Here is a 12,537-nt window from a genome sequence, read left to right as displayed (position 1 = left end):
GACGTCGCCGCCTCTCAGGTGCATCCATTTCTTTAGCATTTTCGGTTAAGGTAATGCCTCTCGTCGCACGGGTGCGGCAGGGAGCGATACTTAAACGTAGGGAGACACTGGGTGCTAATTCAAGTAATCCGGAAGGCGTCCGGTCATGCGGTTCTGCGCCCCCACCGCCTGCTCGTCGGCGCCGCCGGCCTGGTCCTGCTGGCCGGCTGCGCCGAGGAGGAGACGCGCTTCGCCTCGGCCCCCGAGGCCGCTCTGGGCAGTGATATCGCCGGCGAACTCACCTCATCCAGCGAGATTAATCTCAGCGACGGCACGCGGGTGGCCGCCCACTGGCTCTGCGGTGAGGCGGATGATGCATCGCTGGTGCGCTATCAGCTCGATGCGCCCTTCGCCGCCCGCCTCTCGGCCTTCGACGAGCAGGGACAGTGGCTGGGTAACATCGTCGGCGCGCCCGGCGGTGAACAACCGGTGCTGATGGCCTCTGCGGAGGCGTGCACCCTGGTGGCGGTCAGCGGGCGGGACGACGGCGCCTTCGGGCCCTATCGTCTGAAGGCCGAGCCGGTGTCCTTCGCCAACGAACTCGAGACCGGTCGGCCGCTGGTGGGGCAGCTCGAGGAGGGTCGAGCCGCCTACTCCCTGACGCTGGATGCGCCCGCCTGGGTCGATCTCTCCCTCTCCGGCGGCGCCGCCCTGGGGATGCGCCTGGTTGGCGACGGCATCAACCGGCAGGCCAGCGCCTGTGCCCCCGGCGAGCTGCAGCTGGATACTTACCTCGATGCCGGAGAGTATCGCGTCGAGGTCGAGGAGGGCGGCAGGGGTGTCGAGGTGTCGGGCGAGGCGTGCGAGTCCCGCCTGTTGGGCGCCGACGGCGTGCATCGTCTCGTGGTCGAACGCAAGGACCTGTCCGATGGTCGCCGCAACGCGGGGCCGCTGCGTGACGGCGATCGCATCACCGGCACCCTCGAGTCGGGGGCCGGCAACACCTACACCCTGAGAATCGATGAGCCCAGCAACGCCTCGTTGGCGCTGCGCTCAGCGGCCTTCGATACCGTATTGAGCATCACGGGAGAGGGCAGTGAGCTGGTCGACGACGATGGCGGTACCGGCACCGATTCGCGGCTGCAGACCGTGCTGATGCCCGGTGAGTATCGTGTCGAGGTGGGTGGCTACGGCGAGGCGAGCGGCGAGTACGCGCTGGACGTCACCCTCGGCGCCTTCGACGGCGAACTGCGCAGCGGCGGAGAGGTGACGCTCGGCGAGAGCTTCGATGGCAACCTGGTCGGAGTCGGCATGAATAACACCTACCGCTTCGCGATCGACGAGGTCAGCGAGGTGGAGCTGGCCCTGGAGTCCGGTGCCTTCGATCCCGTGCTGCGACTCTACGGCAATGGCATCGACATTCGTGACGACGACGGTGGCGGCGGTCGTAACTCCCTGGTCACCACTATGCTCCAGCCCGGCGAGTACCACCTGGATATCGAGAGCTACAGTGGCACCGGCGTCTACCGACTGCGCACCGAGCAGCGTGCCTTCGAGGGGCGCATCAGCAATGGCGGCGAGGTGGCGGTCGGCGAGGTGGTTTACGGTCAACTGAGCCCCGGTCGTAGTCTGACCTACCAGCTGGTCGTCGAGGCGGCCCAGGATGTGGTCATTGAAAGTACCTCGGGCGGTGTGGACACCGTCCTTGGCCTGACCGGAAACGGGGTCGACGAGCAGAACGACGATGCCGGAGATCTCGGTTACGGCTCACGGATCCACCGCTATCTCGAGCCCGGCATCTATGAGGTCGAGGTCAGCGCCTATGGCAGCAACGGTGGGAGTGTGCGCTTGGCCATCGACGGCTGAAGGCGCTCTCTACCAATGACGGCCTCGCCATGAAGGCCGCCTGGGCGATACCCTTCGCCCGCCACGACGCCCGCCTTGCGCGGGCGATCGTGCTCTGGCGGTCATCGCCTGGTCACGCTCGTGACACGCTTCTGACATTTTTCTTTCCGCGGGGCTTGCGCACCCCCCGGGAAAGCCGTAAAGTACGCATCCGCTGCCGGCGACGAGCAAACGTTGCAGGCGGTGGAAGTGGCAGAAGTGATTGTTCTGCATGGATTTTTTTTCGAAACAGGTCGCATCGCTTCGAAACATTCCGATTGACAATCACCGCGCATTCGGTAGAATGCCCGCCACGGTTTCGCAGCCGCCTCGAGGGGCGGGGCAGTCAGCAGTTACGGCAAGCACGCTTCGCCAAGCACCGCTTGACACCGCCAGGCGAAACGGTAGAATACGCCTTCCTCGCAGGGCGCTGACGACACGGAGTTCGCTTCGGTTGGCAGCAAGCGAGACGCTTCACTCAAAAGAGTCGAAGCCGCTCTTTAACAATCGATCAGGTAATTCATGTGGGCGCTTGTCGATGGCTCGGTGATTCATATCATTGAACCATCAAGGCAAGCGACTCGTCATAGATCTTCGGGTCTATTTGAGAACGTTTGAACCTTGAGCCAAGTTTGGTGCTGCTTCAAGCACTTATGATCTTAAACTGAAGAGTTTGATCATGGCTCAGATTGAACGCTGGCGGCAGGCCTAACACATGCAAGTCGAGCGGAAACGATGGAAGCTTGCTTCCAGGCGTCGAGCGGCGGACGGGTGAGTAATGCATAGGAATCTGCCCGGTAGTGGGGGATAACCTGGGGAAACTCAGGCTAATACCGCATACGTCCTACGGGAGAAAGCAGGGGATCTTCGGACCTTGCGCTATCGGATGAGCCTATGTCGGATTAGCTAGTTGGTGAGGTAGTGGCTCACCAAGGCCGCGATCCGTAGCTGGTCTGAGAGGATGATCAGCCACATCGGGACTGAGACACGGCCCGAACTCCTACGGGAGGCAGCAGTGGGGAATATTGGACAATGGGCGAAAGCCTGATCCAGCCATGCCGCGTGTGTGAAGAAGGCCTTCGGGTTGTAAAGCACTTTCAGTGGGGAAGAAAGCCTCGAGGTTAATACCTTCGAGGGAGGACATCACCCACAGAAGAAGCACCGGCTAACTCCGTGCCAGCAGCCGCGGTAATACGGAGGGTGCGAGCGTTAATCGGAATTACTGGGCGTAAAGCGCGCGTAGGCGGCGTGATAAGCCGGTTGTGAAAGCCCCGGGCTCAACCTGGGAACGGCATCCGGAACTGTCAGGCTAGAGTGCAGGAGAGGAAGGTAGAATTCCCGGTGTAGCGGTGAAATGCGTAGAGATCGGGAGGAATACCAGTGGCGAAGGCGGCCTTCTGGACTGACACTGACGCTGAGGTGCGAAAGCGTGGGTAGCAAACAGGATTAGATACCCTGGTAGTCCACGCCGTAAACGATGTCGACTAGCCGTTGGGGTCCTTGTGACCTTTGTGGCGCAGTTAACGCGATAAGTCGACCGCCTGGGGAGTACGGCCGCAAGGTTAAAACTCAAATGAATTGACGGGGGCCCGCACAAGCGGTGGAGCATGTGGTTTAATTCGATGCAACGCGAAGAACCTTACCTACTCTTGACATCGTGCGAACTTGGTAGAGATACCTTGGTGCCTTCGGGAACGCACAGACAGGTGCTGCATGGCCGTCGTCAGCTCGTGTTGTGAAATGTTGGGTTAAGTCCCGTAACGAGCGCAACCCTTGTCCCTATTTGCCAGCGATTCGGTCGGGAACTCTAGGGAGACTGCCGGTGACAAACCGGAGGAAGGTGGGGACGACGTCAGGTCATCATGGCCCTTACGAGTAGGGCTACACACGTGCTACAATGGCCGGTACAAAGGGTTGCGAAGCCGCGAGGTGGAGCCAATCCCGAAAAGCCGGTCTCAGTCCGGATCGGAGTCTGCAACTCGACTCCGTGAAGTCGGAATCGCTAGTAATCGTGAATCAGAATGTCACGGTGAATACGTTCCCGGGCCTTGTACACACCGCCCGTCACACCATGGGAGTGGACTGCACCAGAAGTGGTTAGCCTAACTTCGGAGGGCGATCACCACGGTGTGGTTCATGACTGGGGTGAAGTCGTAACAAGGTAGCCGTAGGGGAACCTGCGGCTGGATCACCTCCTTACCGATATGTCGCCGACTGTCGGCAAGTGCCCACAATGAATTACCTGATCGACCAGAGCAAAAGACTGTTTGGGTATAGGCCCAGCGTGACCCTAGGGTTTTCGCTCAGTTGGTTGGAGTGCGCCCCCTGACCTTTATGGACAGGAGGGTGAGGTCGGCAAGCCGGCCTCGCTCAGCCAGCGAGAGAAATGGTGTTGGGTCTGTAGCTCAGTTGGTTAGAGCGCACCCCTGATAAGGGTGAGGTCGGCAGTTCAAATCTGCCCAGACCCACCAGATTTTATCCAGTACCGCGTTGTTTTGTGACTCGCATGGCAGGTTATGCGTCGCCGCAAAACGCCTTGTCCTGAATAAAATTTCCCCATGTCGCGTATGGGAATCAGAGGGGCCATAGCTCAGCTGGGAGAGCGCCTGCCTTGCACGCAGGAGGTCAGCGGTTCGATCCCGCTTGGCTCCACCATCTTCCCCACAGTCTTCGCTGATCGGATCCGCAGTCATAAGCCAGCATCGCATCACCGGATGTCAGGTTTATGACTGTCGATTGACAGTCTGCTCTTTAACAATGTGAATCATGCTGACAAACGTTCTTTCCGCAAGGAAAGAGCACGAGATACGTCTCAAGCGTATCCGGCAATGTCGTGTGTCATCGCGGACCAGACCCTTTGGGGTTATATGGTCAAGCGATGAAGCGCATACGGTGGATGCCTAGGCAGCCAGAGGCGATGAAAGACGTGGAAGCCTGCGATAAGGCTCGGCGAGGTGGCAAACAACCTGTGACCCGGGCATCTCTGAATGGGGAAACCCACCCAGCATAAGCTGGGTATCCCACACTGAATCCATAGGTGGTGGGAGGCGAACCAGGGGAACTGAAACATCTAAGTACCCTGAGGAAAAGAAATCAACCGAGATTCCCCCAGTAGCGGCGAGCGACCGGGGACCAGCCCTTAAGCATGTGACGGATTAGACGAACGCGTTGGGAAGCGCGGCCATAGTGGGTGATAGCCCCGTAGTCGAAAATCTGATCATGTGAAATCGAGTAGGTCGGGGCACGAGAAACCTTGACTGAAGACGGGGGGACCATCCTCCAAGGCTAAATACTCCTGGCTGACCGATAGTGAACCAGTACCGTGAGGGAAAGGCGAAAAGAACCCCGGAGAGGGGAGTGAAATAGATCCTGAAACCGTATGCGTACAAGCAGTGGGAGCAGACACGTTCTGTGACCGCGTACCTTTTGTATAATGGGTCAGCGACTTATTTTCAGTGGCGAGCTTAACCGAATAGGGGAGGCGTAGGGAAACCGAGTCTTAACTGGGCGACCAGTCGCTGGGAATAGACCCGAAACCGGGCGATCTATCCATGAGCAGGTTGAAGGTTGAGTAACATCAACTGGAGGACCGAACCAGGATCTGTTGAAAAAGATTTGGATGACTTGTGGATCGGAGTGAAAGGCTAATCAAGCCCGGAGATAGCTGGTTCTCCTCGAAAGCTATTTAGGTAGCGCCTCACGTAGCACCGCCGGGGGTAGAGCACTGTTTCGGCTAGGGGGTCATCCCGACTTACCAACCCGAGGCAAACTCCGAATACCGGTGAGTGACGCGTGGGAGACACACAGCGGGTGCTAACGTCCGTTGTGAAAAGGGAAACAACCCAGACCGTCAGCTAAGGTCCCGAAATCCTGGTTAAGTGGGAAACGAGGTGGGAAGGCTCAGACAGCTAGGAGGTTGGCTTAGAAGCAGCCATCCTTTAAAGAAAGCGTAATAGCTCACTAGTCGAGTCGGCCTGCGCGGAAGATGTAACGGGGCTCAAACCAGGTACCGAAGCTACGGGTTCGTCGAATGACGAGCGGTAGAGGAGCGTCGTGTAAGCCGATGAAGGGAGATCGAGAGGTCTGCTGGAGGTATCACGAGTGCGAATGCTGACATGAGTAACGACAAGGGGAGTGAAAAACTCCCCCGCCGGAAGACCAAGGGTTTCTGTTCGACGTTAATCGGAGCAGAGTGAGTCGGCCCCTAAGGCGAGGCCGAAAGGCGTAGTCGATGGGAAACGGGTTAATATTCCCGTACCTCACTGTATTGCGATGGGGGGACGGAGAAGGCTAGGTGAGCCAGGCGTTGGTTGTCCTGGTGAAAGTCAGTAGGCTGAGGATTCAGGCAAATCCGGATCCTCAAGGCCGAGAGACGAGACGAACTGACCACGGTCAGGAAGTCATTGATGCCACGCTTCCAGGAAAAGCCTCTAAGCTTCAGATACAGTGGGACCGTACCCCAAACCGACACAGGTGGTCAGGGTGAGAATCCCAAGGCGCTTGAGAGAACTCGGGTGAAGGAACTAGGCAAAATGGTGCCGTAACTTCGGGAGAAGGCACGCCGCGTTAGTGTGAAGGCCCTGCGGCCGGAGCACGAGGCGGTCGAAGATACCAGGTGGCTGCAACTGTTTATTAAAAACACAGTACTCTGCAAACGCGTAAGCGGACGTATAGGGTATGACGCCTGCCCGGTGCCGGAAGGTTAAGTGATGGTGTTAGCGCAAGCGAAGCTCTTGATCGAAGCCCCGGTAAACGGCGGCCGTAACTATAACGGTCCTAAGGTAGCGAAATTCCTTGTCGGGTAAGTTCCGACCTGCACGAATGGCGTAATGATGGCCACGCTGTCTCCACCCGAGACTCAGTGAAATTGAAATCGCAGTGAAGATGCTGTGTACCCGCGGCTAGACGGAAAGACCCCGTGAACCTTTACTATAGCTTCACACTGGACGCTGATGTTGCTTGTGTAGGATAGCTGGGAGGCTTGGAAACCCGGACGCCAGTTCGGGTGGAGCCAACCTTGAAATACCAGCCTGGCATCATTGGCGTTCTAACTCAGGTCCGTTATCCGGATCGAGGACCGTGTGTGGTGGGTAGTTTGACTGGGGCGGTCTCCTCCCAAAGCGTAACGGAGGAGCACGAAGGTACCCTCAGTACGGTTGGAAATCGTGCAGTGAGTGCAAGAGCATAAGGGTGCTTGACTGCGAGACAGACACGTCGAGCAGGTACGAAAGTAGGTTCTAGTGATCCGGTGGTTCTGTATGGAAGGGCCATCGCTCAACGGATAAAAGGTACTCCGGGGATAACAGGCTGATACCGCCCAAGAGTTCACATCGACGGCGGTGTTTGGCACCTCGATGTCGGCTCATCACATCCTGGGGCTGAAGTCGGTCCCAAGGGTATGGCTGTTCGCCATTTAAAGTGGTACGCGAGCTGGGTTTAGAACGTCGTGAGACAGTTCGGTCCCTATCTGCCGTGGGCGTTGGAGATTTGAGAAGAGCTGCTCCTAGTACGAGAGGACCGGAGTGGACGCACCTCTGGTGTTCCGGTTGTCACGCCAGTGGCATTGCCGGGTAGCTATGTGCGGACAGGATAACCGCTGAAAGCATCTAAGCGGGAAGCCCCCTTCAAGATGAGATCTCCCCGAGGCCTCGAGCCTCCTGAAGGACCCAGCGAGACCAGCTGGTTGATAGGTCGGATGTGGAAGCGCTGCAAGGCGTTGAGCTAACCGATACTAATTGTCCGTGAGGCTTGACCATATAACACCCAAGGGGTCTGTGATGACCCACGACACCGGATACGCACGAGACGTAGCGTGTCAGCATGATTCCGCGTTTTTCGCCTGACGACCATAGCGAGTGTGAACCACCTGATCCCATGCCGAACTCAGCAGTGAAACCGCTCAGCGCCGATGGTAGTGTGGGGTCTCCCCATGTGAGAGTAGGTCATCGTCAGGCACTTATTGAAAAAAGCCCCGAGCTCCTTGTGAGTTCGGGGCTTTTTGCTTTTGGGGATTTGTGTATCTGGGGCCGTCATGCGGTGGCCGGTGTTTCTGGGACGTTACGTTTCCGGGGACGTGCCGCATCCGATAGAATAAAGGTTTTTCCGGCCCGGGATTCCAAGAATGACCATCGGTGACCTCATCCGCCTGCTCGGCGACGGAGAGTTCCACTCGGGCGAGCAGCTCGGTGAGCAGCTGGGCGTGTCCCGTGCTGCAGTATGGAAGCAGCTACGCAAGCTCGAGTCCCTGGGGATCGCCATGGAAGCGGTCAAGGGGCAGGGCTATCGCCTCGCGGAGCCCCTTGAGCTCCTCGATGGCCCAGGCATCATCGCCGGCCTCTCGCACCAGGCGCGCACTCACCTGGCTCGGCTCTTCGTCGAGGAGACGCTACCTTCCTCTAATGCTTTCCTGCGCGAGCGCTTCGCCCAGGGGGCGGGGCACGGCGAGGTCTGCCTGGTAGAGCAGCAGAGCGCCGGGCGTGGCCGTCGTGGACGCGTCTGGAGCACGCCCTGGGGTCGCAGCCTGATGCTGTCCCAGGGGTGGCGGGTGGAGTCCGGCATCGCTGCTCTGGAAGGGCTGAGTCTCGCCGTAGGGGTGGTGCTGGCTCGGGTGCTGGAGAGCCATGGGGTGTCCCCGCTGCTCAAGTGGCCCAATGACGTCCTCCTGGCGCTGCCCGACGGAGGATACGCCAAGCTGGCGGGTATTCTGGTGGAGGTCAGTGGTGACGCCTCGGGCCCCTGCGAGGTGGTGATCGGCATGGGGGTCAATGTCTCCCTGCCCCAGGAGTTCCGCAGCACCCTGGAGCAGCCGGCCGCTGCCATCGAGGATCAGGTGGTCGGTGTGTCCCGCAACGCCCTGGCCACCGATCTGCTGGAGGCGCTGTTGCCGCTGGTGGCGGAGTTCGAGCGTGATGGCTTTGCCCCCTGGTGCGATGCCTGGAATGCACGCCATGCCTTTGCCGGCCGCGAGGTGGATGTGCTGAGGGGTGCTGCGCGGGAGGTGGCGGTGGCCGAGGGAGTCGATGCCTCCGGTAACCTGGTGGTGGTCCAGGAGGGGCGGCGGCGCCGTCTGGCGGGTGGTGAAATCAGCCTGCGTGTGCGGCCATGATTCTCGATCTCGATATCGGCAATACCCTCTCCAAGTGGCGTCTCAAGGACGTCGACAGCAGCGAGATCCGCTCACGCGGTGCGGTGTGGACGCGTGAGGAGTGGCGGCCGGGTGCCGATATTCCCAACCTCGATGTGGTCGAGGCGGTGCGTATCTCCAGCGTCGCGCGGCGTGCCGTGCTCGAGGAGACGGTCCAGTTGCTGCGCCAGCGTGTGGGAGCCGTGCATGTGGCCCGCTCGAGCCCCGAGGCGCTAGGCGTAACCAATGGCTACGAGGAGCCCGAGCGGCTAGGTGTCGATCGTTGGCTGGGCGTGCTGGCAGGCTACCAGTTGGTGGGTGGCTGCTGTGCGGTAGATTGCGGCAGTGCCATTACCATCGATTTCGTGCTGCCCGGTGGCTGCCACCTGGGGGGCTATATCCTGCCGGGGCTGCGCTTGATGAAGGAGAGCCTGAAGCTCGGCACGCGCAATGTGGCCATCGATCCCGACAGCGAGCCGGAGGAGCTGCTAGTCCCCGGCCGGCGTACGGTGGAGGCGGTGAATCATGGCATCTATATGGCGGCGGTCAGCGCCATCAATCGTGTCTATGCCGAGGTTTGCGACAGCGAGGGGGTCGCGCTGCCGCTGATGCTGACCGGTGGCGATGCCAGGGTTGTCTCCCAGGGGCTCCAGGTCCCCCATGCTGTCTGGCCCGACATGGTCTATGGGGGGCTGGAGGCCAGCTTTCCCCTGACCGCCGCTGAGCGGGCAGGGCGGATGGCGGGGGCTCCCCGTGTGCCGACGCCCGTAGCACTGGAAAAGATTCGTGCCGGGCTTGCATTCTCCATGCTGCTTTGACACAATGCGCCGCGTTCCGAGGTGAAGGGCGACGCCGAAAGTGGTGTTTCTTCCAACTTGAAGAAGCTGATAAAACAGCGACTTGACAAACGGGACAGCGGTGATAAGATATGCCGCCAGTTGGAGGGGTTCCCGAGTGGCCAAAGGGAGCAGACTGTAAATCTGCCGCGAAAGCTTCGAAGGTTCGAATCCTTCCCCCTCCACCAGAATCAGGCGCGATGACATTGGTGAGGATGGCATTGCGGCCGTAAAGAGTGGGTAGGCGGGCATAGTTCAATGGTAGAACCTCAGCCTTCCAAGCTGATGATGCGGGTTCGATCCCCGCTGCCCGCTCCAGCATCTTCGGGTGCAAAGGTTAGGCTCATGTAGCTCAGGGGTAGAGCACACCCTTGGTAAGGGTGAGGTCGACGGTTCAAATCCGTCCATGAGCTCCAAATAGCAGAAGAAAAACCGCCACTTACGGATTATGCCGAGTGGCGGTTTTTCGTGGTCGGTCGTCGGGTCAGCAATGGGTCAGCAAACGGGAACAGGTCGATAGCGGAATTCCACTATCAAGCCATCGCCGCGGTCAGCAGCTTATCGAGCAGCGCGGCGCGCATCTTCTTCTTGGCGACACTGGCGGCATTTCTTAGCGCGCGGCCGTCACTGAACAGCAGCTTCCCCTCGGGCGGCCACCCCAGAACCTGGTAGATACGTCGCTGATTTTCTGGCTCCATCGCCGTCTGGGCTGGCAGCATCTGGAGCGCGCGCGGCCCTTTGCCGGCGGACGGGATCAGGAAGGCGCGGATCAGCGCGGCCCGCTGCTGACGTTCATTCGCCTGCGCCAGCAACTCCAAGGCCAATGGGCGCCAAGGGTTGGTGCGTCCAAGCCGCGAGGCGGCGACTTCTACCTGACTGGCTCGCGGCGTGGTAGCGGCGCTGCCTTGCCCAACCTGTGCCACTGCACTTGTGGGTGCGTGGCCTGGGCTCACCTGGGCAGTGACCATGCGGTGTTCGACTTCCACGACTAGAAGCTCGTCGATGGCATAGTCCAGGGCTGCCTGACCGGCCTCGCTGTCGGCGTGGTCCGTAGCTAACCGGATAAGCTGCTCGAGCCTACGCTGCTTCATCCAGCCGAACTGGGACTTCCTCACGGTATGGCTCTCCGTCATTTGGTGGTCAAATCTCGAGCCGAGCCAAGCGCGGGGTCACCCACCGATGCAAGATTTGTTGCATCGGTCAAAGTCGAGCGCCCCCATTGGGGGAAGTTGGATCACCTCACCCCCCGCGATGCTCAGATATGTGCAGCGTCTCGTCTACCGCCGCTCAACGCCGGCGATGCCTGTCGAAGCGCCCCGGTTCCCGGCCAGGCTCGAGGTCAGCGTCGAGCGCTTCCTCTACCTCCTCCAGCCGTTTCTCGAGCCAGCGTATCGCCTGGCGGTCCTTTCGCGCTGTCGCCCACACCAGGCGGCGGTGCAGGCGTTCACGCTCCTCCTCGAGCCGCTGCCGGCGATAGTGGTCGCCGTCATGTAACGGCGCGTCGATCATCTTGCGGGCCATGGTCATCTCCTCAGACATGAAGATGCCGGCCACGGCCGCGCATGAAGAGGAGACGGCCTGCCGGCTGTCGGGGTTTTGCGATGCGGGGGCACTCACCGACTAATCCCCTGAAGTGGCGCCCCCGAAGGAGCGCCATAGCCGGGCGGTTCACCAGTACCCGGCGCCCATGGGCATCATGGGTTAGGGCCAGCGGGCGTCGAGCCGGCGGGAAATGTGCGCTCGCCATCTCTCGACACGCGCCTGAAGGGCGGCAGTATCCTCGCCATACAGTCGGGCCAGGCGGCGCCCACTGTGGGTGTAGAGGTCGACATGTGGTTGCCGGTCAAGCGCCTGGGGGTGGCGAAGGTTGCTCGGTTCTCGTCTGCGCTGAAGCACGGTGTTAGCCCCGCTGGTTATGGCGAGCGTAGATGCTGCCGTAGTTGAGTCGGGCTGCGGTGCTTTCTTCCTCTGGCTCTTCCAGGGCCTCGGAGAGTTCTTCCTCGAGCTGCTCGACACGCTTGCGGGCGGCAGCCAGATCCTCCTCGATCAGCTCAGGCGTGCGCTCTTCCTTCGCCTCGATGCGTCTGAGGGCCGCGGCGAGCGCTGCCTTGCGATAGGCGGCACTGCGATATGGGCTTGAACTGGGCATGGTCGTCACTCCTCGCGCCCGGTGGGCGTCACGATGAAGCGGGCGCGGTTGATCTCGTCGGCATCGTGGTGGTGGTGAAGGGTGGGCATGCGGATCTCGAGGATCGCTCGACCATAGCTGGCATGGGGCTGGGCGCCCTCCAGGTCGGCGTAGATGCGGGCGAGGTCGGCAAGGTGCTCCTGGAAGGCCTCAGCATGCTTGACCAAGGCGGCCTCCCGCGTGGCGAGGTCGACGCTCCGGATACGAATCACCGCCTGGTTGTAGGTGTTTGCCAGAATGTCGTGGTAGGTGGTGGCCTCCTCCAGCTTGCGGGCCAGGCCGCGGCGAGCCGCTTGCTGTTGCCGGTAGGCGGCATCTGCTTCCTCGAGTATCTTCTGGCCCTTGTCGGCGGCCACCTTCGAGGCCTTCACCGCTTCGGGGTCGGTCTCGCCCAGGACGGCCAGGGCCTCGGCTTCCTCGAGCTGTTCCCGGGCGGCGTCGGCGTGTTGCTTGGCCTTCTCTAGCAGCCTGTCGGACTTTCCGTTGCACCGTGAGATACTGACCACCGTCATCGCCGAGCTGAGAAG

Annotated in this window: 7 protein-coding genes, 5 tRNA genes and 3 rRNA genes; 11 read left to right on the top strand and 4 right to left on the bottom strand. The window is 60.5% G+C overall.

Annotated elements, in window-relative coordinates; all coding sequences use genetic code 11:
* The first annotated feature begins 111 nt into the window (after nt 1-111).
* The 11 genes from NFH66_RS14865 (at nt 112) to NFH66_RS14815 (ending at nt 10,238) form a co-directional block, all read left to right on the top strand.
* A complete protein-coding gene (locus NFH66_RS14865) occupies nt 112-1,845 on the top strand; it encodes a hypothetical protein (protein ID WP_349610950.1) in 1,734 nt (577 codons plus the stop codon).
* A gap of 679 nt (nt 1,846-2,524) precedes the next feature.
* Nucleotides 2,525-4,062: ribosomal RNA gene (locus NFH66_RS14860) — 16S ribosomal RNA — on the top strand.
* A gap of 195 nt (nt 4,063-4,257) precedes the next feature.
* Nucleotides 4,258-4,334 (top strand) — tRNA-Ile (locus NFH66_RS14855).
* 108 nt (nt 4,335-4,442) lie between these two features.
* Nucleotides 4,443-4,518, top strand: a tRNA-Ala gene (locus NFH66_RS14850).
* A 214-nt stretch (nt 4,519-4,732) separates the two neighbouring features.
* Nucleotides 4,733-7,619: ribosomal RNA gene (locus tag NFH66_RS14845) — 23S ribosomal RNA — on the top strand.
* A gap of 82 nt (nt 7,620-7,701) precedes the next feature.
* Nucleotides 7,702-7,817: ribosomal RNA gene (gene rrf, locus NFH66_RS14840) — 5S ribosomal RNA — on the top strand.
* Together the 16S, 23S and 5S rRNA genes with 2 tRNA genes alongside form the textbook arrangement of a ribosomal RNA operon.
* Nucleotides 7,818-7,984: 167 nt before the next feature.
* On the top strand, nt 7,985-8,968 hold the full coding sequence (locus tag NFH66_RS14835; RefSeq protein ID WP_349610949.1) for a biotin--[acetyl-CoA-carboxylase] ligase: 984 nt from the start codon (nt 7,985-7,987) through the stop codon (nt 8,966-8,968).
* The gene (locus tag NFH66_RS14830; protein WP_349610948.1) at nt 8,965-9,804 is read left to right on the top strand and encodes a type III pantothenate kinase; all 840 of its coding nucleotides are present in this window, start codon (nt 8,965-8,967) and stop codon (nt 9,802-9,804) included. Before NFH66_RS14835 ends, NFH66_RS14830 begins: the two co-directional genes overlap by 4 nt.
* Nucleotides 9,805-9,926: 122 nt before the next feature.
* Nucleotides 9,927-10,010, top strand: a tRNA-Tyr gene (locus NFH66_RS14825).
* A gap of 56 nt (nt 10,011-10,066) precedes the next feature.
* Nucleotides 10,067-10,140: transfer RNA gene (locus NFH66_RS14820), tRNA-Gly, on the top strand.
* A 23-nt stretch (nt 10,141-10,163) separates the two neighbouring features.
* Nucleotides 10,164-10,238, top strand: a tRNA-Thr gene (locus NFH66_RS14815).
* Between the two features lie 117 nt (nt 10,239-10,355).
* On the opposite strand, the gene NFH66_RS14810 is transcribed toward NFH66_RS14815, so the two are convergent.
* The 4 genes from NFH66_RS14810 to NFH66_RS14795 all read right to left on the bottom strand — a co-directional run bounded on the left by NFH66_RS14810 (nt 10,356) and on the right by NFH66_RS14795 (nt 12,522).
* Nucleotides 10,356-10,937 carry a hypothetical protein gene (locus NFH66_RS14810; protein ID WP_349610947.1) on the bottom strand — a complete coding sequence of 194 codons (582 nt, stop codon included), beginning with the start codon at nt 10,935-10,937 and terminating at the stop codon, nt 10,356-10,358.
* 172 nt (nt 10,938-11,109) lie between these two features.
* Complete coding sequence (locus NFH66_RS14805; RefSeq protein WP_349610946.1) at nt 11,110-11,343, bottom strand: hypothetical protein; 234 nt, start codon at nt 11,341-11,343, stop codon at nt 11,110-11,112.
* A 379-nt stretch (nt 11,344-11,722) separates the two neighbouring features.
* Nucleotides 11,723-11,971, bottom strand: a complete 249-nt coding sequence (locus tag NFH66_RS14800; RefSeq protein ID WP_349610945.1) for a hypothetical protein — start codon at nt 11,969-11,971, stop codon at nt 11,723-11,725.
* Between the two features lie 5 nt (nt 11,972-11,976).
* A complete protein-coding gene (locus tag NFH66_RS14795) occupies nt 11,977-12,522 on the bottom strand; it encodes a hypothetical protein (protein WP_349610944.1) in 546 nt (181 codons plus the stop codon).
* Nucleotides 12,523-12,537: the final 15 nt, after the last annotated feature.

The sequence above is a fragment of the Halomonas sp. H10-9-1 genome (assembly GCF_040147005.1).
In the GTDB taxonomy this organism is placed as follows: Bacteria; Pseudomonadota; Gammaproteobacteria; order Pseudomonadales; family Halomonadaceae; genus Halomonas.
Note: the sequence above shows the minus strand (reverse complement) of the source record. Positions and strands in the feature narration are given on the sequence as shown.